Source organism: Candidatus Enterococcus leclercqii (assembly GCF_009933135.1).
In the GTDB taxonomy this organism is placed as follows: domain Bacteria; phylum Bacillota; class Bacilli; order Lactobacillales; family Enterococcaceae; genus Enterococcus_C; species Enterococcus_C leclercqii.
Genome location: NZ_MAEH01000017.1, coordinates 47899 through 71560, shown reverse-complemented (window position 1 = coordinate 71560; position 23662 = coordinate 47899). Strand labels below are relative to the sequence as shown.

The window sequence follows — 23662 nt, the reverse complement described above, 5'->3', positions numbered from 1 at the left end:
TTTTTTACGGAAGTGGCTTGTTTTTTGCGGATTCCGGTTAGTGATGCTAGCAAGTAGTAGTCAATAATCGAAAAAAGCCTGGATTTGTATAAGGTATGCCAAGTGTTTTATTTTTTATGTAAGCGATTGCTTATTGGGCGTGGTGGACGTATGATAGAGACGATATTCAGTCGCTGAAAAATGTCAAAATCCGATAGGCTAAGGAGGGGCAGATGAAAAAAGAGGTTGAGGTAAATTCGCTGATATTGCTTCCGGTGTTGTTTCCTGAAGTACTGTTTCTAATTTTTGCGCTGGGGGATAATGGGTTTTCGACAGACGGCTTTATTCAGCTGTTGCTTTTTGTCTTTTTTAAAGGAGCAACAGTGTTAATCGTGGGGGAACGATTTTGTTATTATGGCAAAAATGGTTGGTCAAAAGCTGTCGGTATTGGGCGAAAAGGCGGCTCAGTCATCCGGATCAGCTGGTGGCAGGTCATTGTTCTGGCACTTCCTTGCGCTGTTTTATTGAGCCTAATTGCTTTTAACTGGGCGGCCTATCAACAGAGGCCGCTACTGTTTTATCAAGGTGAACTTGCCGCAGCTGCACTATTAGTGGCGTTTGTCTGGTATCGTGGATTGAAGAATGGTAAGAAGAACAAGTAATCCTTAAAGAAAAAGCGCCAGTTTGAAGGCACTTCTCCGGTATAGTCATAAACGGAGCTGTAGGAAAAGGGAATGTGGCAATAGTTGAGTTACCGTCCTCTGAAGCGAACAGGACCAAACGTGAGACCCCAAAAGCCGACGATCTTCCATTAAAATCAGTGGAAGATCATCGGCTTTTCATTGCTAAAAATTTCAAACACAGACTTTCCTTGGTTTCAGCAAAGGAAGTCAGCTTCATTCCCTTCGCTTGACACGTATGGGTATGTTCTCTTTTCGGACAAAGACATCAAGAGGGTCACAAATTTTCCTCATCCGGATACTTTTTATTAATTATGGTTAAACATCCGTTGTTTAACACTTGGAAATGACTTAGGTCATATTCCTTTTTTCGGCTCTCGGTTGATGATGCTCGCTGCAAAGGTTAGTGACAGGACAATTGCCACAACCCTGCTTATAGAAGCCAGCTTCGATTCTTCGAAGAATGCTGTTGCAGTTGTTGGATACGTTATGAGGTGGCTGAGAACTCAGCGTAATTTTCGCTCACCGATAGATTCCAGGCTGATTTCACCGGAATTTAGTGAAATCAGGCCTTCTTTGGTACGGACGACTAATTGGCCATCATCAGTGATTGTTTCAGCAATTCCGGAAATAACCAGACCTTGCCGGCGGAAGCTGACAGTTTGTCCCAACACAAAGGAGCGGCTGCGGTAGTCTTCCAGATAAGCTGTATCTTGGGGCAGCCCAGCCAAAAGGGTAAAGAAACGCCGCCAAATTGCCTGAATCAGTTGATTCCGAGTGATGGGCGGCTGCTTGCCATCTGCAAACAAGGAGGTAGCTTTGGCTTGTAGTTCCTGAGGGAAATCTGTTTGCGGTGTGGAAAAATTGATGCCCATGCCGATTGAAATGTGGCTGATGATACCGGATTCAATGTCAGAAGTGGCTTCTGACAAGATACCCACTAGTTTTTTACCCTCAAGATAAATATCGTTGACCCATTTAATCTCACATTCCTTGCCGGTCAAGTCAGCGATGGCATCACAAACTGCCACCGCCGCCAGCAGAGTATATTGAGGCAAATCGTCAAAAGGATGGTTAGGATTCAACAGCAATGTCATGTAGATTCCCTGACCTTTAGGGGAGAAAAAGGGACGCCCGAACCGGCCATGCCCACCAGTTTGGGCCTCGGTGATGAACAATCGTGGGGCGCTGCGACCGTCGGCAACGGCTTTTTTAGCTTCAATCATGGTCGACTCACTGGTATCTGTGATTTCAACTGCCAAATCAGAGGGCAATCCACCGGGAGTCAGCGTAGAAGAACGTGCTCCGGATGTTACGGGTCCTGTTTCATCTGTTTCATCTACTGGCTGGATATCTGCAAGAACATCAACTTCCGCAAGTCGCCCGACAATTTTATCATTTGAGACTGCCAGTGATACAGGTTTCAAATAACCTAGAATCTCGCTGGCATCCAGTACATCAGAAGGAAGATAACGGTAACCGCTGGCGGTATGTTCGAAGCGCCAACCTTCTTTTTCCAGCTCGCGGATGGCTTTCCAGACAGCAGTGCGGGAGACTTGCAGCTCCTGTGCTAGTTTTTCGCCGGAAAAAATGGCGGCGGTGTGCTTCATCAATGCTAAAACTTGATCTTTGACTGCCATGATGTTGCTCCATTCTTGGTAAAGTTTGTGTCCTTAGTGTAGCAAAAAAGCCCGGCAAACGCACCCTGCTGTCATCAGAACAATAGACAAAGGTATTGGTTCTCAGGCATGGTGTATCTGAATTGAGTGAAAAAAGACAGCTCGAACCAATGAGGGCTCAAAGCTGTCCAATAATATTTTCTATTTCTCGTAGCTGCCATTTTCACTAAATACAATATACACGAGTAATCCTACACCGACCAATGCACATGCAGCGCCTAAAAACGGAACGACTTTTCCCATTTCAGAGACGGTCATCAGAATCGCGCCACCAACAAAGAGAAAGCCAGCCGCAAGTAAGTTTTTCATAATAACCTCCTGACATACAAAGCTTATCGTCAGCGAATTTGTTCCTGGCAGTCGTTTCTATGGTAAATTATACAAGAGATGGTTGCTGGCAGACAACCAAACTGCCTTTAGATTAGGCTTTCTTAACGAGTCGCTTCTTTTTAAGGGCTCAGTTGAAGGACATTGCATCCAATGCGTTTAAAATTTTTTCTGATTGGTGTAGAGCAAGTTGTGTGAAATACGGACTACAAGAAAAGGACGACGTGGGGAAAAGAAATGTTGACCGAAGTGCCTGGGAATATTGTAAGAATTGTGACGATTTTTGACAGGAGGTAAAGTGATGCGATATATTCGCGGTTTTCAATTTTCCAATGAAACGACACCCAATCCCAATACGTATCCTTACAATGTGTTTAAAAACAAGACTGGTGAGCTTTTGGTGTTCGATCAGGGAATCACACTGCTTTACGGTGAAAATGGTTCGGGAAAATCGACTTTTTTGAATCTGCTGGCCAATCTACTGCAGTTACCTGGCGCCGAAAAAGTCAAAAGTTTTGATGTCCACAGTGATCGTTGGCAAGACTATCAGCAAGAGGCACTGCTGTTGTATGAAGAGGATGCTGAGGGACGCCATTACAAAATTTCTCCCGACAGTCGCTATATTAAAAGTGAAGACATTTTGTATGAGATTAAAAAAGTTCAACAAGAGGCGGTTTTGCGGGAAGGCTATCGCTATGAGCGGCGGCGTTTAGGAATGACCGCAGAAAAAGCAGCTGAGCACTTGGCGTCTTTTCGTGGTGGTTTGATGATGGAACGTTTGGCATTTGCGCAGGAAAAATACTCCAATGGCGAGACCTCACTGCAAGTGTTTGAAGATTATCTGGTGCCAGACAGCTTGATTTTACTAGACGAGCCGGAGATCTCCTTGTCACCGGAAAATCAGCTGAAACTGGCGGATAAAATCAACCAGTGCGCTTACCGGATGAACAGTCAGTTTGTCATCGCTACGCATTCGCCGCTGCTTTTAGGCAAACTGGAAGGAACCATCTATAACTTCAGTAAGCCTTCACTCGTAGTGGCTCGCTGGCAGGAGCTGCCGGTGGTGCAGTTATACGGAGAATTTTTCCAGAAGCACTATCGGGTAGATGAAGAATAGACGCTGAAAAACCACCTCATTTGCCCGATAGGATGAGGTGGTTTTTCAGTAGCAGAGCTGCCGGGTTCTAAGGCCTATTTCACCGCAGCAGCATTCAAATAGCCAATCCAACTGCCACCGGGAGTGTACAAAGAATAGTACAGGCTACCGTTGAAATGGCGGTACATGGTTTTTGCTACGTAGGTTTTGTTCAAGCGATATTTCGTGTTGCCTTTGACTTTCCAATCGAAGTTTGAGTAGAGGTTGTAATTTTTACTGGTGACTTTAACTTTTTTATTGCAGGAAATGTAGTAACCTTGAGGGCCTTTGCCTTTATAGGTAGCCGCGGCATTGATGTAGCCGAGCCAGTTTTTCTTGTTATCTTGCATGGAATAGTAGGTACTGCCGTTGAAGTGGACGTATTTACCAGTGACTTTGTACGTGCGCTGTTTCAATGCTGCTGCTTTTTTGGAGACGGTCCACTTGTCAAAATTTTTGTAGCTTTGATAGTTTTTCATGACGGTAACGTAGCGGGATTCTGGCTGCCAAGCACCTTGTGCGCCGGTGGTTCGTTTGATAGCGGCAGCATTGATATATCCCATCCAGGTGCCTTTGTTGTTTTGCAGTGAGTAATAGGTGCTCCCGTTGAAATGAAGGTATTTGCCGGTAATTTTGTATGTTTTGCCCAACAATTTGGCACCATCATTTTTCACTTGCCAGTTGAAGCTGCTGTAGAGTTTGTAATTTTTAGATATGGTGGCATAGGCGCTGTCTTTTTGCCAATCTCCCTGTGCAGCAGAATTATATTTAACAGATGCTGCGTCAACGTAGCCCACATGCTGCTTTTTGTTATTTTGCAAGGCGAAGTAGTCGTGACCATTGAAATGCGTATAGCTTTCATAGATTTGTAGTGTTTGTGTTTTCCCTTGGCCCGTTTTCTGAGGGATCAGAGTAGCAACGTTGCTGAGAAGCTTGGTGCCAGCTTTGATGGTGACGTAGCCTTGTTCATCATAAGGAACACCTGCGGGACTGGCGGTTTCGTTTCCGGCAAGGGCATCATCGTTGATATAACCGATAAATTGCTTGTTTGCAGCAGTCAAGCCCCAGTATAACTCGCCTTCATCAATAAAGAAGTCGGTAGCCTTGAATGTTTCTTCTAAAATGTCTTCAGAAAAGCCGTTGAGTGTTTTGAAGGTTTCGTCAGTCCAGATTTCGTAGTCAGTCTCCAAGACGCTGAAGTAAATATTTGCGTTTTTCAATTGATTTCTAGTATACCAAGTCCCATTGATGAAAACGCTAGGTTCTTGTGCTGCTGCGGCCTGAGCGGCTTTAGGTGCTTGGAATGTTGATGGGGAGGATTCAGCGGCGGGGGCGCTTTTGGGTTCCCCTGTAAGCGCTGAACCAGACTCAGAAGAAAGCGTAGTTTCAGCAGATGGTGAAGAGACCGATTCTGTTGTGGTGCTGTCGCCAGTTGTTGCCCAAGGCGCTTCTTGTGTAACCTCACTGCTAGCTTCACCTGGAGCTGCGTCGTTTGTCTGTTCCGACGATACCAACGTCGTTTCTGTCAATTCTCCAGTGTTTGCGGTACTTGCGGAATCATTTGTGTTTGCGCTTACATTAACAGGCGTACTAACGACCAGTGCAAGACCCAATACCAACCCAATTAACCTTTTTTTCATTTTTACACCTCTTTTAATTGATAGTGAAACAAGATAAATCTAGTCTCAGACCTATCCTACCATAGTGGAAACAAAAGTTATATTCCAATTTTGCGCTTTTTTATGGTGGAAATCGACTAGCCATATACAGAAACTGCTGGATTTGATAAGATTAGGCAAATACGTGATGACCATTTGTCAGAGCGTCTGTCTACTTAGTTGACGGATCATTTCGACAGCTGTCATCAGGTCAAAATGAGGGGGTTTTTACCATGGAGAAAAAGCAATATGTCTGTGATAAGTGTGGCAATCAGCATTATGAGCAAGATCAGATTCAAACCACCGGTGGCAATTTTGCCAAGCTTTTCGATGTGCAGAACAAGCGCTTCATTACGATTTCTTGCACGCGCTGTGGTTATACAGAGCTTTACAAGGAGAAAACTTCATCCGGCATGAATGTTCTTGATTTTTTGATGGGTGGTTGACAACTATCGGCTAGTATCCACAGCTGTTGGGATGTAGCTTATTTCAGCCGCGACGACGGTACTGCTGAGCACAAGGAGGATGTCTATGAACCTGCAACAATGCCGCTATGTGGCGGAAATCGCAAAAGCCGGCAGTTTTTCCGAGGCGGCCAAGCGTTTGTATGTGACCCAACCCAGCCTTTCTCAAGCCATCCGCGAGTTGGAAACCGAATTGGATGCGGAGCTGTTTTTGCGTTCCAAAGCCGGCGCCCAATTGACAGAAGCAGGGCGTGATTTTCTGGTTTATGCCAAACAGATTTTGGCGCAGACTGAACAATTGCAGCGGCATTTTCAAAAAGGGATGACCCATGATTTCACAGTTTTAAGCCAGCACTATGATTTTTTGTCGACACCTTTTTTGCAGGTGGTGGCAGATTTCAAAAAAGTTTGTCTGAACTTTCAACTGGTGGAAACCACGACCAGACAGATTTTAAACGGTTTGCAGGAGTTTGAAGGGGACGTGGGAATCATGTACCTCGATGACAACAACCGCAAGATTTTAGAACGACGGTTTCAACAAGATGGCTTTTCTTTTGAAATTCTAGGAAACTTTCCAACGCAGATTTTCTTGCGGAAGGATCATCCATTAGCCGCACAAAAACAGGTCACGCGGCAACAGCTGGCAGCCTATCCACAGGTGCGCTTTCGTCAGGAAGAACAAGGCAGCGGCTATTTTGAAGAAGACCCGCTGGAGATTTCCCAAGGGGTACTGGCACCAACTCGTGAGGAGCAGCCAACCAATCTGGAGTCTATCGAAGACGCTGGCGCTGCGGTGGCTGACCTTGGAGCGAAAAAACTAGGGCCCACAAAGCGGGATTCTGATGAGCCGCTACCAACTCTTTACACCAATGATCGGGGCACATTGATGAATTTGCTGTGCCAGTCGGATGCCTATGCTTCTGGTTTGGGAATCGTGGAAGGATTCGTGAAAGAATATATCTGTTTGCGACCGTTGGCTGGCGGCATGGAACATCAGTTGATTGCTGTGTTTAATGATCGGCGGCAGCGTTCTGCCATGACGAGCGCCTTTTTGGCAGCCGTCAAAGAAAGCCTGGCCACAAATGACAACTAAAATTTTACAGGAGGCAGCCGTCATCATGGGGCTGTCTTTTTGATAACATAAAAGCTGCAAGAAAGGTTAAAGTAGCAGCCGGTCTCCATTTTTATAATGAGCTGTTCTTTTCGGAAAGTGTGGCAGACCGCTTTGTTGAGCTACTTTAATCCGACAGCCAAATGGCAGTGGTTTGGCGGTTTCGTTGTATAATAAAGGCAGCAAGTCTGGTCAAAAAGCGAGGAGGGAGGACACAGTGAAGCTAATAATCGGAAGCATTTGTCTCGTATTATTTGCGGTATTGGCAGTAGGGATTCGGCGACCGGCCATCAAGCAACTAGATGCCCAGGTGACGGAAAAAGTAGTCAGTATCCGACGACCGGCGCTCAATACGCTGATGTTTTTCTTTACTCAGCTGGGACGTTTTTCAGGTGTTTTGGTGGTCATGATTGCATTGGCGCTGATTCCGGGTTTTTGGCGAGGTGTGGTGTGGCCGGCAGCTATTTCGCTGACGGTGAGTTGGTGGGTGGCCTTTGCCTTAAAGCGCCTGTTGAAGCGACCTCGTCCTGAAGGGCAGCGATTGACAGAAGAGGAGGACCACAGTTTTCCAAGCTTTCATGCCACCTGCTCGGCAGCATTGTATCTGAGTGTGGTATTGGGTGGGACTGCGTGTTATCCTCAGCTGACAGGGTGGTTCGTCGTGGCTGCAGTCGGAATCGCGGGGATGATTGGCTTTTCTCGGATTTACTTGGGAATCCATTTTTTGACGGATATTTTGGGTGGTTGGTTGTTTGGGACCGGTATCACCTTGCTGGTTTGGGCAGCTTTTCAGTCAATTGTTAAGTGAAGCAAAACTGAAAGTGAACGGCCGTAGTTTTGCTTTGCGGGAAAAATTTAGGCTATCTGGCAGCCTGTTACGTGGATTCCAATTAAAAGCTGGTTGGTTGTAAAAACTTTTTGTGGATTGAAAAATTTAGAATCAAAACGTATGACATGAACGTGTTTCCGTCTGTTCATGTCATACGTTTTTTTATTTGTTCAATTGGCTGGCTGGTATTTTTGTGGGGTAAGGAGTGAAGCTTTTCTCAGTGTTTCTCAAAGAGCGGCTTAAAAAAATCTTACGAAATTCTTTGAGGGGTGCCAGAGAGAGAGTTAAGAATAACGGTTAATTTTTTAAAAGGAGCAACTGAAACGGCAGCTTTAAAAGCGATAGTGAAAAAGTTGTCAACGGGGGATTGTTTGTGATTAATTGTTCATAAATTTGAAAACCAGTACTATACCTTGAAAAAAGCCTTTAAAGTACACAAACGCCCTGTTATACTGGTAGCGTTTTCTGTACTAACTAAATTATTTTCTGTTATAGATAAGATTATGAGGTTTAACGATTAGATAACAAAGAAAATAATGAGTGAACCCTGCTGAGGGTTGCGTTTTCAATAACGAGCCCTTACAATGAGCAGGTAAACAAATTAGAATGATTTTAAAGGAGAACTGACTGTGCCTACTACAACAATGGAAAAACCTGTAACAGACACACCCATCAACCCATGGGATGGCTTCAAGGGAGAACGTTGGAAAACTGAAGTCAATACCCTGGATTTTATCAAAGCCAACTACACTGAATATACCGGCGATGACAGCTTTTTAGCACCCGCTGCGGCCTCCACTGAAAAATTGTGGGACAAGCTGCAAGAGCTCTTTGAAGTCCAACACAAACAAAACGGCGTTTACGATATGGATAATAATATTCCAGCAGGGATTACTTCCCATGCGCCTGGTTACTTGATTAAAGAAGAAGAAAAAATCGTGGGCTTGCAGACAGATGTGCCATTGAAACAAGCATTTATGCCTTTTGGTGGAATCAATATGGCCAACAATGCCCTGAAATCAAACGGATATGAAATCGATGACGACATGAGCTTCATCTTCAGCAAATGGCGTAAGACCCACAATCAGGGGGTATTTGATGTTTATACCGACGAAATGCGGGCAGCTCGCAAAAACAAGATTATTACTGGTTTGCCAGATGCATACGGTCGTGGCCGCATCATCGGTGACTACCGCCGAATCGCATTGTATGGCATTGATTTTTTGATTGGTGAAAAGAAAAAAGACCTGAAACTTGTCGGCAACAAAGTCATGACCAATGACGTTGTGCAGCTGCGGGAAGAAGTTTCTGAACAAATCCGAGCATTGATGGAAATGAAAGAAATGGCCCAAGGTTACGGCTGCGACATCTCAAAACCGGCTGCCAACGCCCAAGAAGCGATTCAATGGCTGTACTTCGGCTATCTGGCTGCTATTAAATCACAAAATGGGGCGGCTATGTCTATCGGACGGGTTTCAGCATTTTTGGATATCTATATTCAACGGGATCTGCAACTGGGTTTGATTACTGAAACTGATGCACAGGAATTGATTGATCACTTGATTATGAAGTTGCGGATGGTGAAATATGCCCGTACGCCTGAATACAACCAATTGTTCTCCGGCTACCCAATCTGGGCGACCTTGTCCATTGCCGGCATGAACATGGACGGCTCTTCCATGGTGACTAAGAGTGATTTCCGAATTCTCCACACGTTGACCAATATGGGGCCTTCTCCGGAACCAAACTTGACAGTGTTGTACTCTTCACGTTTACCGGAGGGATTTCGTACCTATGCTTCTAAAGTAGCAAAACAGTCTTCTTCTATCCAGTTGGAAAACGACGATCTTTTGCGGAAACATTGGGGATCTGACGATTGCGCTATCGCTTGTTGTGTATCGGCAACTGTAATCGGTAAAGACATGCAGTTCTTCGGTGCCCGCGCGAACTTGGCCAAAGCAGTCTTGTACGCAATCAACGGCGGTGTTGACGAAATGACTAAAGCGCAAGTTGGCCCACGCTTCCGCCCGCTTGAAGGCGAGACCATCGACTTTGATACCTTCATGCAAAGCTACAAAGACGTATTGGATTGGTTGGCAGAGTTATATGTGAACACATTGAACGTGATTCACTACATGCACGACAAATATGCCTACGAAGCCCCACAACTGGCATTGATGGATACGGATTTGAAGCGGACCTTTGCGACTGGGATCGCTGGGATCTCCCATGCGACTGACTCAATCATGGCAATCAAACACGGCAATGTAAAAGTTGTTCGGGACGAAAATGGTCTGGCAGTAGACTACATCCCGCAAAATGAATTCCCAACTTACGGAAACGATAACGATGAAGCGGATGAAATGGCCAACTGGATTTTGGAATACTTCATGGGCCAAATCAAACGTCAGCACACTTACCGTAACTCGACACCAACATTGAGCTTGTTGACAATCACGTCTAACGTGGTTTACGGTAAAAATACCGGGAATACACCAGACGGCCGCCGTGCGGGTAAACCATTGGCTCCAGGTGCAAATCCTTCTTACCAAGACGGTCAATTCTTGGGTGAGAAAAACGGCCTGTTGGCTTCATTGAACTCCACCGCTAAATTGAACTATTCTTGCGCACAAGACGGAATCTCTGACACGCAAACCATCAATCCGGGAGCACTGGGCCGGACAGATGACGAAGAAATGCAAATCAACAACCTGAAAAATGTGTTGGACGGCTACTTCGATCGTGGCGGTTACCACTTGAACGTCAATGTCTTTGGCCGGGAACTGTTGGAAGAAATGGATCGCGACATCGACAATCCAAAATATGCCAACTTTACTATCCGTGTTTCTGGCTATGCCGTGAAATTCCGCGATTTGACGCCGGAACAACGCCGTGACGTAATCAGCCGGACAGACCACTCTTCTTTGTAAGAGACAACAGAACTATCGACTAGCTGAAGACAGCATTGGCTTTCCGCCAGGTTTAGTTAGAATCGGGTAAAAGGTCCGCTGTAACGGACTATTTATTAATCAGAAGATTGTTCCGCCCTCGCTACCCATCGCGAGGGCGGCGTTTTTTATTGCAGCCAGCTTGCTGAACGCGGGCAGACTAACAGAATTCACCAAATAGATAAAAGAAAGGTAGTTGAAAGAGGAAGTCTGGGGAACAAACCTGGGCCGTGATTTTTGCGTTTTTCCTAAATCCGACTCTTTTAATGGGTGAAAGTTTGTTTTTGGCGGCAGAAGGTCGTATCCTCAAGCTAAGTAGGCGGCTGGTAACGGGGCAGTCGCAAAGGAGGGCAAACAGATGGATCTATTTCAAAAAATCGGTGAAGGCACCGGCGCATTGATTGGCGGTGGCATCAGTAGTGTTGTAAACCTGGTGGCAGAAGTGACTGACGCACAGGTGTTGCGGGAAGCAGGCCAAGAAATCTTTGACGGCAACAAGCAAGCCGGCCGGACAGCCGGTCGTGCTGTGGATGGTCTGGCAGAAGCAGCTCACGGCTTTTTCAGTAAAGACGATCGACAGCTGACAGACGGGAAGGACAAGCTGGCAGACGTGGCTCGTACCGCTGTCGATAGCGTGAAAAACACGGTGGATTTTGCGGCTAAACAAGTAAATGAAGCCTATGAAGGCGGCAAAGAAATGGACGGCAAGCGCCTGCTGAAAGTCGCCCGCAATACCGGCAAAGCCCTGGTAGTCTCTGCTGCGGTAGTCAGTGTAATGCAAGTCGGTAAACTGACAAAAATCAAACTGTAAAAAAGTATTGAAGACAGACCTTAGCAAATAGCTGTGACAATCTTTGTGTCAAGTTCCCAGAAACAATGTTGCCCTAGGCGTACAGAGGGGTGAATTATGCTGGATTCCCTTGATGAAATAAAAGTTAGTCTGTGTTTGAGCCGATTTTTAACAATGAAAAGAGAAGTCACTTCCATTAAAAACAGTGGAAGTGACTTCTCTTTTGTTTGTGGCTCACGGTTGGTTCTGGTCGCTTCAAAGGAGGTTGGCTAGGCGATTATCACAGCTGCGCTCCTGTATTTTTCTTAGCAGTCACCTTAGCTTGCCGCAGTTTCAAATGGGTATTTTCTATCAAGTCGCCAAAGCATCAAACGCCGGGGCGACGATTTGCCAGACTTTTTCAAATTCCTCTTGAAAATTTTCATTCCAGCGCTCGGCATAAGCGGGTGCCGAAAAGTACATAAACGCCAACAAAATTCCTTCAGTGAAAGCAGCCGATTTCCCGGTGGCGGCCATGAAACTTTCGCCAAGAGCCAAATTGTGGGCACGATAAAGTTCGGCATCGTTGCCGATATAAGTGGTATACAAAGCAAACATCCGGGGGTCGGCTATTTTTGCGTCCTTTTTGCGGCTTGCCAAAAGCCATAGCCAATCATGAGCCGTCTCTTTTACAGATTGTCCGGCAAGTGCTTGATAGGAAAAAAGATCGCTCAGCTGATTTTCTAACCAGTCGAGGGCCAGCTGGGACCAGAGCGCTTTTTTACTAGGAAAATATTTGTATAAGGCGGCGTGACTGACACCTAATGCCTGGCCGACCTCACTTAGAGAAAGGTTAATCCGTTTTTCAGCTTGGACCATGTCGGCGGCAGTTTGCAATATGAGGTCTTTTGATAAATTTTTCATGGCTTCAGTATAACTTGAGTTACAAAAATTGACAAATGAAACCAAAACTTCTAAGCTGTGAAAAGTTACAAAAACAATGAAATGTAAATGAGGCGGCGCTAGCGATGAAAATGACAAAGAATACTATCTTGATTACCGGCGGGACTTCCGGTATCGGCTTGGCACTGGCACAAAAATTCCAAGAATTGGGTAATCGCGTGATTGTTACCTCGCGTCATCCAGAGGTCATTGCCCAGACCCTAGCCGAGAATCCAGGACTGATTGGCTATGAAGTGGATGTCACCAGTCTTGATAGTGTAAGGCAGCTGTTCAAAAAAGTGACGCGGGCCTATCCAGAGTTGAATATGGTCATTCACTCAGCGGGGATGATGCGAGGAGTGGACTTCTTTGATCCAGATGCGGACCTCACCAACGAGATTGAAACGAACCTTTTGGGAACGATCTACGTAGACAAACTTTTTCTGCCATGGTTGGCACAACAAAAATCAGCAGCATTGGTCAATATCAGCTCCGGCTTGTCCTATCTTGCCAGTAATGCACACCCGATTTATTCGGCAAGTAAAGCCGGAGTCAACGCCTTGACTGAAGCGCTTAGAGGGCAGGCGCGGTTTTGGGGATATAAGAATCTGCATGTAATTCAAGTCGCTCCACCGCTGATTTCAGAAACCAATCTGAATCCCACCATGCATGAAGCCGGTGACCGGAATCCTATGAATATGTCCTTGACTGCTTTTACTGCTGCAGTCATCAAAGGGATTGCCAAAGAAAAAGCAATCATCAATCCCGGTCCCAGCAAGCTGCTCTACGTCTTGAGCAGAATTTTACCGCAATCACTGTGCTCCAAGTTGACAGATAACACGCTGAAAACAGAGTTTTCTGAAAAAGCTGCAGCGGTTAAAAAGGATAACGCGAGATAATCTGTTAGCAAAAGCCAGAGTCCAGCTAAAGCAGGCTAAAAAGGCGCTTTGCTTGGCAAGAAGCCTTGCTACTGCTAACAAGGCTGCTTGGTGGCATTCAGTGTTTCGAGTGACTTTGCAGAAATGTTCGCAAAGTCACTACCAGACCCCAAAGCGAAAAACCAGCTTGCCAAAAACTGGATTTTAAAGAGCTGCACTGATAAACAATGGGAAAAGCAAGGGAAACGCAGGAATAGCTATTGTTTCTGGCAGGAAAGACAGCGTCATTTTTTCCGTTATAACACAGAAGGGCTAACTAAAATTTGTGAAAATTTAATATTTCAAATCAGCAGTGTTTTCTGAAAAGAAATGCTGCTTTTTTGCAAAAAAATACATTGAGAATCATTCTCATCGTATTGAATAATGCCACCTGCTTTTTTGTCAGTGGTGTTGTGACGTAAGGGAAAAACTGTACTACTATCTGTGCCTCAGGGAATTCCCTGATTGTGGTATTTAGGGATTGGCACTATGATAACGCTGTATCAAATGTGAAGTGAAACACAAGTTGACCTGCTGTTTTCCCCAAAACAATTGAAGGTGATGAAAATGCCGCAGCGGCAATGGTCCATGATGGGGACTGTGATCTTATTGAAAGTGCCGGATTTGTCGACTTCTGGGAAAGTAGCCGTAGCTTTGGCAGGAAATGAGGCAACGACCACAAAAGTTGCAAATGAAAGTTCTAAGACAACTTTCAATTGGTCGGAGCACTTATTAGATCAAGCGGGTGCTTTTTTGAAAGAAGCCGAGGAACGCTTTAGTGCAAATGATCCAGCTGCCGAACTAGGTACAGTGAACCAGCTGGCTGGGATTCGTCCGGTAGCGGTGCATCCGCAGCTGTTTGAATTGATTCAAGAAGGGGTTGCCCAGAGCTTGGCGGCTGACAGCAATCTGAATATCGCTATCGGTCCTCTTGTCCAGACCTGGCGCATCGGTTTTACTGATGCTCGGGTTCCCACCAAAGAGGAAATTCAGGACTTGGTAAAGTTGACAGATCCTCGTAAAATTCAATTGCATCCGGCTTCTCATACGGTTTTTTTGGAGGAAGCGGGGATGCGAATTGACCTGGGGGCCCTGGCGAAAGGCTATATTGCAGATGAACTGTTGGCATTGCTAAAAAGGCAAGGTGTCCCTTGGGCACTTTTGAATCTGGGCGGCAATCTGGTGGTTTATGGTCAGACTCCTTCCCAAGAGGATGGTCGTTGGCGAGTAGGCATTCAAGATCCCAATAAACCTCGCAATGAGTACCTGGAAGTGCTGGCGCTGGCGGCTACGGAGGTTCCTTATTCGGTAGTAACTTCAGGAATTTATGAGCGGCACTTGGAGCAAGGCGGCCACAGCTATCATCATATTCTGGATCCGCGGACAGGTTACCCGCAAAAAACAGATGTGGTGAGCTTGACGGTCATCTCCCGGCGCTCGATTGAAGGGGAAATTTGGACGACGCGCTTGTTTGGTAAACCCCAAGAAACGGTACTGTCAGACCTTGAAGCACAGCCAGGCATAGAAGGAATCTTGGTGGATCGTTTTGGCAATGTTCGCCATACCAGCGGCATCGCAGCGCTTTTAGCCTGAAAAAGCAGCTGCTTCCTGCACCCAATGACCAGCTTGGACTAACATAAGTGCTGCAAACCATTTTTTCACCTACAACCATGTGAACTACCTTGCAAATTATCAGAAAGAAGTGGAAGAAATGAAACATTTTATCGGGATCGTTGGGGCCAACTCAGACGAGTCTACCAACCGAAAACTTTTGGAATATATGGAAAAGCACTTTGCTGACCAAGCGGAGATCCAGCTGATGGAGATTCGAGATTTGCCAGTTTTTAACAAACCTGCAGACAAGGTATTGCCAGCAGCGGTGCAAGAAATGGCAGCGAAAATCGAAAAAAGCGATGGCGTCATCATCAGTACTCCTGAATACGACCACAGCGCACCAGCGGCTTTGATGAATGTGCTGAATTGGTTGTCTTACGGTGTGTATCCTTTTGTGGATAAGCCAGTGATGATCACAGGCGCTTCCTATGGGACCTTAGGCAGTTCTCGGGCACAGGCACATCTGCGGCAAATGCTGGATGCGCCGGAATTGAAAGCCCGCATCATGCCCAGCTCTGAATTTCTTTTGGGACATTCCTTGCAGGCTTTCGATGAAGCAGGAGAGTTGCAAGACACTGCTCAAGTTCAGCGCTTAGAAGGCTTATTTGCAGATTTCCTGCAATTTGTAGAAATCACCGGGCAGTTGAACAATACTGTCGCTGCCGACAAAGAAGCAGCGGCTCACTTCAACTGGAAAGTTGGCTGAAGCCGGTCTTTACAAAAAAAGTTGGGGACTTGAATCACTAGCCTTAAATCAGAGGATTTGAGCTGCATTCTAAAAGCCAGAGCTTGCGTTATACTTGTTAGCTGCAAATCTCTGATGATTGCAGTGAGAAAATTGCCCCAAAAAACTTTATCATAATTTGCTATTTTATCAGAAAGAAGATGTCGTTATGAAATTAGTCGGAATCGTCGGCTCCAATGCTGATTTTTCGTACAATCGGATCCTGTTGCAATACATCGCTAGTCAGTTCAATGAGCTGTTTGAACTGGAAATTATGGAAATCCGTGATATCCCGATGTTTAACCAAAGTCTGGATGCCACCAACAGTGTGCCTATCCAAAATTTAGCTAGGAAAATCATGAAAGCCGATGGGGTCATTATCGCCACACCGGAGCATAATCACTCGATTCCTGCGGGTCTGAAAAGTGTTATTGAATGGCTTTCTTTCAAAATTCATCCATTGGAAAATAAACCAGTCTTAATCGTCGGTTCTTCTTATTATGATCAGGGAACCTCCCGGGCGCAATTGCACTTGCGCCAGATTCTCGATTCGCCGGGGGTCAATGCCGTAGTGATGCCGGGCAATGAATTTCTGTTGGGAAAAGCCCCAGAAGCCTTTGACGACATGGGCAATCTAAAATCAGAAGGCACTCGCAATTTTTTAGGCGCTACTTTGGGTAAATTCGTTCAATTCATCAAAATCATGGATGCGATGGAAAAACCTGAGTACAAGATGCCGCCAGAAGATTTACACGCCACTGGCAAAATCGCCACTACAATTGAAGGCGTTGATATGGCCGCTGAAGATTGGTTGGAGCAAGCCTCTGACAAGGTGGGTGCTGTCATCGGCAACACTTATGTCAAATTGGATCGGGGCTTGTTGACAGTAGATCAGCTGAATTGGTTTTTGAATTCAATGCCATTAGAGTTGACTTATGCTGATAGCAACAATCAATTCTTATACTACAATCACAATGCGCCAGCCGAAGAAATGCTGGCCAAACGTCAGCCAGGCCAAGTGGGGAATCCTTTAGCCAACTGTCACCCGCCAAAAGCCTACAAAAATGTGGAATGGGTCATCCAACAGTTGCGTAGCGGCAATCAGGACATCGTGCGGGTACATGTACCTAACCACGGACCTGATAAATTTGTGGTTCACAATTATCAATCAATCCACGATGAAAACGGCGAGTATGCCGGAATCAATGAATACATTTTGGATTTGAAACCATGGGTAGACTGGTACTTGCAGCAAACCCGCCAACAGCTGGTAGCCGCTGATGGAACCGTCGTACCAACACCAACTGCCGGTGGCAATGTGGATGGTGTCTCTGGGGCATCTGAAAAAGCCGCTGCCCCTGCTCCGGCAAGCGCCGCAGTCGATGCCGTCTCCGGCGCATCAGAAAAACCTGCAACTGTTCCCGCTCCAAGTGCAACTGTCGATGGGGTATCGGGTGCATCAGAAAAACCAGCGTCGGTAGCTCCTGTCAGCGTTCCGGCCCCACAAGCCGCAGCCGGCAGTGTGGATGCCGTCTCCGGGGCCTCGGAAAAGGGCTGAAGCCTGCAAAACGTTAAGCACTAAATTTACGAGATGAACAGCAAATCTAAATAATTAAGCACCTCCGAAAATCAGACGTGAAAATCTGGGCTTCAGAGGTGCCTTTTTTTATTGCTATAAACCGACAGCGAGGTAAACATTGCTGATTTGATTTAAGGTATTTAGCGTAATTAGCGGAGTTGATTTTGAAAACTGTCAGTAGCTCCTGACCAGCGCTGTCCCAGCTGGTGAGTCAGGTGCAAGGCATCCAGAAGTTTCATGGTCTGGTGTTCCAACAAGTCTTCAATGCTGCGGGGCTGATTATAAAAGGCGGGCATCGGTGGTAAAATACGGGCGCCCAGCCGGGAAAGCTTAGTGAGGTTCTCCAGATGGATTGTACTCAGTGGTGTTTCCCGTGGAACCAGAATCAGTGGTCGCTGCTCCTTTAAGGCGACATCAGCTGTTCGAGTGATGAGGTTATCGGCAAAGCCACAGGCGATGGCAGCACAAGTTTTCATGCTGGCGGGAACGATGACTGTTGCATCAATGGGATAAGAGCCGCTGGCGACAGCTGCACTTTGCTCGTTTTCATCATAGAGGACATCGCACAAACAGCCGACTTCTTCTGGGGTCAGTTGCGTTTCCAACCGTAGATTTTCTTTGGCCCAATGGCTGAGGATACCGTGGACTTCCACATCTGGCATCGCTTGAAGTGCTTGCAACAAACGCACTCCGTAAAGACTACCGGAAGCACCAGTCATGGCAACTAAAATTCGTTTTTTTGTCATAGTCAACGCCTCATTTCAAGTATTCCTGCCAATCCGAAACTTCCAGAAAGGCAGCTCGGCGAAAATGTTCTTTCAAGTCATAAGGCACAGTGCCATCTAAAATAGTTTTGGCACTCATACCTTTAAAGCGAATCTGGCCGGGATTGTATTCTGGAATCTCAGAGGGATCCAGGGGATGGTTACGCATACCAGGCAGGACTAAAATATCTTTGTCCCCTTGAAAACGGGTGTTTAAGGTCCACATGACATCATTCATATCGAAAATATCCACATCTTCGTCCACCAAAATCACCGTTTTCAGTTCTTTAAATGCTGATAAAGCTAGGATCGCCGCTTGCCGTTGAATTCCTTCATCAGCGGGACCTTCTTTTTTTATCTGCAGGATACTCATGAGCTTTCCACCTCCAGCTGGCGGGTTATAGACGTTTAGAACTTTGCCGGGAATTGCCCGCTCTGTCAGATCTAAAATGCTGGCCTCTGTGGGAATACCAGCCATCGCCACATGCTCTTCACTAGGGCCAATGGTGGTCTGCATGATAGGCCGGTCGCGTCGGTGAGTGACAGCCTTGACCTTTACTACGTTGACGGCTGGGTTGGCTTCGCCAGTGTAGCCGGGAAACTCTGGCATCGCATAGCCGCTATTGGTATTGATGTCTTCTTGGATTGTGGCATGAGGCAGGATTTCGGCTTCGATGATGAATTCGGAACGTGCGATACCGACTTCTGCTACTGTCAGGCTGTCTACTAATTGTACCGGCTGTTGCCGCAGTGCGCCGGCAATCCAAAGCTCGTTGTAACCCAAAGGCGTCGTGGGAGGCTCAAAAGTAGTACCGATGGAGATGGCCGGATCCAAACCAATATTGATAGTGATAGGCATCGGACGATCTAGCGCTTCAAACTGTTTTTGAAAATGTCCGATATGCCGGCCGCCGGGCATCACATACATCCCGATAGTATCGGCATCTTCCAGAACCATCCGGTGAATCGTGACATCAGACATCGTTTTCTCAGGATCAGATCCCAAAACGACGCCCATCGTAATATAAGGCCCGGCGTCTTGGGGAGTATTGGTGGGGGCGGGTAAGATTTTGCGGATATCAAAATCCGAATCTTCAGCCAAATGAACCACCTCTTGAGCAGGAGCGTCTGCGTGGGCGACTTTCATCGGTTTGACCGGATGAGCCACGCAGTCTTTCAATAGATGTCCCAGTGTTTTAGGATCGTGCCCCAAAATGGCCCCTACCCGTTGGCGACTAGCCATCAATCCGATTGCTACCCGCGTTTCAGGAAAGCCCTTGACGTTATTGAAAATAAGAGCGGGACCTTCTTGCGTGGGGCGCATCACTGTTCCGCCGGCGCCGATGTAGCGGTACACGCCCGCCAGCTGAGAATCGGGATCCACTAGCCGATCAGTCTCGTGAAGCGCTCCGGGGAGTTGGGACAATTCCTGCAACACCCGGCGAAGATCATAAGGGGCTTTTGGATCAATAGCAGCGGGTATTTTAGGCCGTGAAGTCTCATTTTTTTGTGACATAAAAATTCCTCCTTGAAATAGTTAAAAACTTGAATTGAGTCAGTGTGCTGTGATGAGAAGAGAAGCTGAGTTAATTTCTCAAGTAGATTGCAGTTAGCGGAAACTGTCTATGCAAATAAACTGAGTCAGGAAAGTTCGGATGAACGTGTAGGAACCTCAGTCAGTGCTTCACCAGAGCTTCCGCAATGACCAGATTGTTTGGCTATCTACTAGAATTGTAGCGGGAAAAAGGTCCTGAAAACAATTCAAAAAAAGCCGAGTTTCATTCCAAAAAGGAATAGAACTCGGCTTGTTGTTATTTTAGGCTGTTCCAGAAACAATTACTGGCTACCGAATGAGATCCCTTGGTCCGCAAAAAGCACAGGTAGCTTTCCAGGCCTGGGGTGATCGGACGTAGCACTAGTTCTGGCGACAATTGATTGACAACGGTTTTTTCCATCAAAAGAGAAATCCCCATATGGCTGGTGACTAATTCAAGGATCATGTCGATTCGAGAACCACCATAATTGTCTCGTGGAATAAAGCCAGCTTTGCGACAGAGGTCGATGATGGGCTGCCGACTGCCAGTCTCAGAACCCAATAGTAAAAAGGACTCCTCCTTCAGTTGCTCTAAATGGACGCCTTTGTCTTTGGCGCGCGGATGGTCTCGAGGCAACAATACCATTAACCGATCGGGTTCCACCAGTCGATAGTCGAAGGCCTTTTGGTTCAAATCAAAGAGACGAGCAAAGTAGATGACTTCTTCCGAAAGGTTGTCCAACTGTCCAATCTGAGGATTTTCCATCTCTTGCAGGCGCCAATCAATTTCTGGGTATTGCCGAGAAAAAGCATTAAGCAGCTTGAGGGCGTGGTATTTATTGATGGTGGGGATGGTCTGGATGACGAGCCGGTGACGGTTTTCCCGTTGTAATTCGAGGGCTTGTTCTTGCAGCAATTCCCACTGAGCTACGATTGTTTGGGCACCAAGCAACAAATTTTTGCCAGCGGTGGTCAAGCTGATTTTACGAGAACTGCGATTGAACAAACGTAAGCCCAGTTCCCGCTCCAGCGCTTGAATTTGTTTAGTAATATTCCCTTGAGTGGTAAACCGCTCCTCGGCTGTCTTCGAGTAGCTCAGCGTTTCAGCCAACGAAGTGAATGCCGCCAGTTTTTGGATGTCCAAGAAGACTACCTCCTTTAAAATTGCTTGTAACTCAATTATAAATCAAAGGGGATGGATTGGATATGTAGCTGAACTCTTGCTGCTTAGAGTGATTGTCTGCGGCCTTTTCGATAGAATTATTTCGAATGCGAAATCAATAGGAACTGATTATTTATAAGTGAGAGGTATCTGTCAGCTAAGGTGAAATTTGGATGTGTCCGTCTACTCTTTATAAACTATTGTACAGCAAGCTGTCAGTAACCGAGGGAAGCGGGACAAGCCGTTCCGGAAACGACCCTTATTTGGGTGTCAAAATGCAGTGAGCTTTCAGTGATGTGCGTTAGTGGAGGCTAACAGCCTTTTAAGGCCATGTCCAAGTTTTTGTAAAGGACTCCTATTGAATGAAATAGGAGTGAAAAATACCAATTTTGGTCCAGTTCTGGTCTATATATTTTTCCATAGTTTTTTAATTCTAAATAGAACGTCTTTTCTCCGCCAAATAAGATAAAATGGCGGAGAAAAGAGGCGGATGGCGGTGAAAGAGTTTGATTACCATGAATTGGATAAGCTCACTCTTAGTCATAATCTGCTGAATATGCTGACCAAGATTCATGAGCACAAGGGAAAGCAAGACTGTATATTGCAACAACAGATGGCTGCTTGAAGCAAATCGTAGCGGAAAAAGTAAAATCTCGTAATCGGGATGTGTTGAAACTGATTCATGATAGCTACTAGTATATTCGCGTAGTGCCGAACGATATTTTAATGTTACATAAGAATCTTTATAATTACTCGGGCAAAAGTTATAAAGGCAAATTCAAGAGTGGTGATAATTATATTACGGAAAAAGATCTGGATGGTATCGAACGAGTTCGTTTTGTGCCAGCTCCAGCCTATTTGACATCAGATTTAATCGAAGAATTGTATTATCAATATAATCAAGCCATTCAAAAAGCTGAGATTGATCCATTATTGTTGATTCCCTGCTTCGCTTTAGATTTTCTCTCAATCCATCCGTTTAGTGAAGGAAATGGGCGGATGTCTCGTGTATTAACATTGCTGTACAAGCAAGTCTGGCTATCTAGTAGTATTGAGATGCTGATTGAAGAATCAAAACAAACTTACTATGAAGCGTTACAGGCAAGTTCTGTGGGATGGCTGGAAAATGAGCAAGACTATACGCCGTTTGTTCGCTATCTTGTGGGAATCATTTCGCGCGCGTATGAAAACTTCTCAGAGCGTTTCGAGATTATTATCAATCGGGAGCTAACACCAGCAGAGCGGGTAGTAGAAGAACTAGAGAAGTCTTTTGAACCTCTAAGCAGAGCTGACCTGGAGAACTTGTTGCCGGATATTAGCCAGCGAACGATCGAACGGGCCTTGGCTGAGTTACAAACAGAGAATAAGATTCAAAAAGTTGGGCAAGGCCGTTCGACTAAGTATCAGCTAATAAATGAATTCAAATCGTAATATGATTCACTACTCCGTACTAGAAGTACAGAATCGATAGTTTGAAAATTAATAAGGCTAATGGAAAGTTGAATAGCTAAAAATATCAGTTTGATGCGCTATTTGAAACTCGTTAGAACCAATGAAAACAAAATGTGAACTTTTTTAAATTAGTTTACACTTGTCAACAAGTGCCTATTTCCTTGGTATAACAGTGTTTGTACGTGGTTTTTCGATTGTTTTTCGTGTTTTTGTACCCCCCGTTAGATAGGGGGGTACAAAAACACTCGCGGGCTAGCGCCCACTCGTGTTTAAGGCGAACTCTTTACGAAGGGGAATTCGCTTGAGGCGAACCCTTCCGAAAAGAGCGCCTAATATTTGGGGAATTCGTTCTTTTATCATTGACTTGGCAACGATAAAAAGCCTACATGGATTTACCATGCAGTTTCTTCAATGGAAAGTTTGAAGGGAGTGTAGTAGATACTGATATGTTCTGAATTTTTCGTAACCAAATTGTGTTACGTTCAAAATTGGTTACGAATCGTGGTTACGAGTGCCTAATATTGACTGAAATCCAGTACGAATCTTGAGGAGAAAAATACTGATAAATCAGCTTTTTTGATATTCATTGATTTAAAATAACACAGTTGAACTGCCAACTAGGTCTTAAGAAAACACGTAAAGATTCACAATTCTCTAAGCGTTAATCAATTTATTGTATTATCAGGCTCAACTGTTACTTTTTGGTGTCAGTTGGTGTTAATGACTACGATAATTCATTTAACAGATTTAAAGCATCGCTGATATTTTTTTTAGAAAGGTAATGAAGCATGAATATCTCTTGAGCCGTAAAATGTTGCTTTATTTGGTCGAGTTTCTTTAGCAATTTTTGAAGTTGTCCGGCCTATCGGAACCGGTTCCAATCAAATACATAGTTTTCTTTCGCCAATTTCTGTAGAGACTCATACACGTCACAGTTAATTGAGATGTCACGTTTTGAAAGTTTTCAATTGTGTATCATTGTTGCTAGGACTGATAGAATGTCTAATATAAAAACCATACTCAAAGAGATGCCCTCTTTAGTCATCCTCAGCAGTTTTCCACGTCAAGCGTCGGTCTCTAAGAAGAGTAATACTAAAATATTAAACTCTTCTTGATGAGGACTTATGTTACAGCCTCCTTATATTCTTATTTGACATCATTTCAGACGCCTTCTTTTTGAGGAAATTTGTGATGGCTAATTTCATTAGCGGGTAGTTGTAGTTGGATCATGTTTGGTGTTTACAGAGAATTCATACTGGTAGAATTACTGTAATTTGCTGTTTCTGAAGTTTGTCCGGGAGCTATACCAGATTATTTTGCTTCTTCGGTAATTTAGTAGTTTTTACTGCAATTGTCGCCATTTCTATTACCAATCTACAAAATTTGAAGTTTGCT

At 45.3% G+C, this 23662-nt stretch carries 18 protein-coding genes and 2 pseudogenes; 12 read left to right on the top strand and 8 right to left on the bottom strand.

Going from position 1 to position 23662, the window contains the following annotated elements:
- The first annotated feature begins 212 nt into the window (after window positions 1-212).
- Entirely contained in the window at window positions 213-641 is a 429-nt protein-coding gene (locus tag BAU14_RS11575; protein WP_161900271.1) for a hypothetical protein, read from the top strand.
- Between the two features lie 524 nt (window positions 642-1165).
- Here the strand turns inward: BAU14_RS11575 and BAU14_RS14385 are convergent.
- Both BAU14_RS14385 and BAU14_RS14270 read right to left on the bottom strand, forming a co-directional pair.
- Window positions 1166-2299, bottom strand: coding sequence for a biotin--[acetyl-CoA-carboxylase] ligase (locus BAU14_RS14385; RefSeq protein ID WP_237580462.1), 1134 nt, complete (start codon window positions 2297-2299; stop codon window positions 1166-1168).
- Between the two features lie 180 nt (window positions 2300-2479).
- On the bottom strand, window positions 2480-2647 hold the full coding sequence (locus BAU14_RS14270) for a hypothetical protein (protein WP_202622221.1): 168 nt from the start codon (window positions 2645-2647) through the stop codon (window positions 2480-2482).
- Between the two features lie 319 nt (window positions 2648-2966).
- On the opposite strand from BAU14_RS14270, the gene BAU14_RS11560 reads away from it, so the two are divergent.
- Entirely contained in the window at window positions 2967-3782 is an 816-nt protein-coding gene (locus tag BAU14_RS11560; RefSeq protein WP_161900270.1) for an AAA family ATPase, read from the top strand.
- Between the two features lie 74 nt (window positions 3783-3856).
- Here BAU14_RS11560 and BAU14_RS11555 read toward each other — a convergent pair whose 3' ends face one another.
- On the bottom strand, window positions 3857-5440 hold the full coding sequence (locus tag BAU14_RS11555; RefSeq protein WP_161900269.1) for a hypothetical protein: 1584 nt from the start codon (window positions 5438-5440) through the stop codon (window positions 3857-3859).
- Between the two features lie 251 nt (window positions 5441-5691).
- On the opposite strand from BAU14_RS11555, the gene BAU14_RS11550 reads away from it, so the two are divergent.
- The 5 genes from BAU14_RS11550 to BAU14_RS11530 all read left to right on the top strand — a co-directional run bounded on the left by BAU14_RS11550 (window position 5692) and on the right by BAU14_RS11530 (window position 11621).
- Complete coding sequence (locus BAU14_RS11550) at window positions 5692-5904, top strand: zinc ribbon domain-containing protein (RefSeq protein ID WP_161900268.1); 213 nt, start codon at window positions 5692-5694, stop codon at window positions 5902-5904.
- A gap of 85 nt (window positions 5905-5989) precedes the next feature.
- Window positions 5990-7015 carry a LysR family transcriptional regulator gene (locus BAU14_RS11545; RefSeq protein WP_161900267.1) on the top strand — a complete coding sequence of 342 codons (1026 nt, stop codon included), beginning with the start codon at window positions 5990-5992 and terminating at the stop codon, window positions 7013-7015.
- Between the two features lie 235 nt (window positions 7016-7250).
- Window positions 7251-7841, top strand: a complete 591-nt coding sequence (locus tag BAU14_RS11540) for a phosphatase PAP2 family protein (protein ID WP_161900266.1) — start codon at window positions 7251-7253, stop codon at window positions 7839-7841.
- A 692-nt stretch (window positions 7842-8533) separates the two neighbouring features.
- Window positions 8534-10792 (top strand): formate C-acetyltransferase, encoded by a 2259-nt coding sequence (pflB, locus tag BAU14_RS11535; protein WP_202622230.1) that lies wholly within the window; start codon window positions 8534-8536, stop codon window positions 10790-10792.
- A gap of 376 nt (window positions 10793-11168) precedes the next feature.
- Window positions 11169-11621: a hypothetical protein gene (locus BAU14_RS11530; protein WP_161900265.1), complete on the top strand. Its 453-nt coding sequence runs from the start codon at window positions 11169-11171 to the stop codon at window positions 11619-11621.
- Window positions 11622-11951: 330 nt separating this feature from the next.
- Here the strand turns inward: BAU14_RS11530 and BAU14_RS11525 are convergent, their stop codons facing one another.
- Window positions 11952-12503: a TetR/AcrR family transcriptional regulator gene (locus tag BAU14_RS11525; RefSeq protein WP_161900264.1), complete on the bottom strand. Its 552-nt coding sequence runs from the start codon at window positions 12501-12503 to the stop codon at window positions 11952-11954.
- A 104-nt stretch (window positions 12504-12607) separates the two neighbouring features.
- On the opposite strand from BAU14_RS11525, the gene BAU14_RS11520 reads away from it, so the two are divergent.
- The 4 genes from BAU14_RS11520 to BAU14_RS11505 all read left to right on the top strand — a co-directional run bounded on the left by BAU14_RS11520 (window position 12608) and on the right by BAU14_RS11505 (window position 17334).
- On the top strand, window positions 12608-13420 hold the full coding sequence (locus tag BAU14_RS11520; RefSeq protein WP_161900263.1) for an SDR family oxidoreductase: 813 nt from the start codon (window positions 12608-12610) through the stop codon (window positions 13418-13420).
- Between the two features lie 585 nt (window positions 13421-14005).
- Entirely contained in the window at window positions 14006-15031 is a 1026-nt protein-coding gene (locus BAU14_RS11515) for an FAD:protein FMN transferase (protein WP_237580461.1), read from the top strand.
- Window positions 15032-15149: 118 nt separating this feature from the next.
- Complete coding sequence (locus BAU14_RS11510; RefSeq protein ID WP_161900262.1) at window positions 15150-15758, top strand: NADPH-dependent FMN reductase; 609 nt, start codon at window positions 15150-15152, stop codon at window positions 15756-15758.
- A 187-nt stretch (window positions 15759-15945) separates the two neighbouring features.
- Complete coding sequence (locus tag BAU14_RS11505) at window positions 15946-17334, top strand: NAD(P)H-dependent oxidoreductase (RefSeq protein ID WP_161900261.1); 1389 nt, start codon at window positions 15946-15948, stop codon at window positions 17332-17334.
- 170 nt (window positions 17335-17504) lie between these two features.
- Here BAU14_RS11505 and BAU14_RS11500 read toward each other — a convergent pair whose 3' ends face one another.
- From BAU14_RS11500 to BAU14_RS11490, 3 genes are all read right to left on the bottom strand, one after another.
- Window positions 17505-18101, bottom strand: coding sequence for a UbiX family flavin prenyltransferase (locus BAU14_RS11500; protein ID WP_161900260.1), 597 nt, complete (start codon window positions 18099-18101; stop codon window positions 17505-17507).
- Window positions 18102-18111: 10 nt separating this feature from the next.
- Entirely contained in the window at window positions 18112-19635 is a 1524-nt protein-coding gene (locus BAU14_RS11495) for a UbiD family decarboxylase (RefSeq protein ID WP_161900259.1), read from the bottom strand.
- Window positions 19636-19930: 295 nt separating this feature from the next.
- Window positions 19931-20797, bottom strand: coding sequence for a LysR family transcriptional regulator (locus tag BAU14_RS11490; protein ID WP_161900258.1), 867 nt, complete (start codon window positions 20795-20797; stop codon window positions 19931-19933).
- A gap of 508 nt (window positions 20798-21305) precedes the next feature.
- On the opposite strand from BAU14_RS11490, the pseudogene BAU14_RS11485 reads away from it, so the two are divergent.
- A pseudogene (locus BAU14_RS11485) lies at window positions 21306-22246 on the top strand (Fic family protein).
- A gap of 791 nt (window positions 22247-23037) precedes the next feature.
- Here the strand turns inward: BAU14_RS11485 and BAU14_RS14540 are convergent.
- A pseudogene (locus tag BAU14_RS14540) lies at window positions 23038-23381 on the bottom strand (site-specific integrase); the annotation flags it as partial.
- Window positions 23382-23662: the final 281 nt, after the last annotated feature.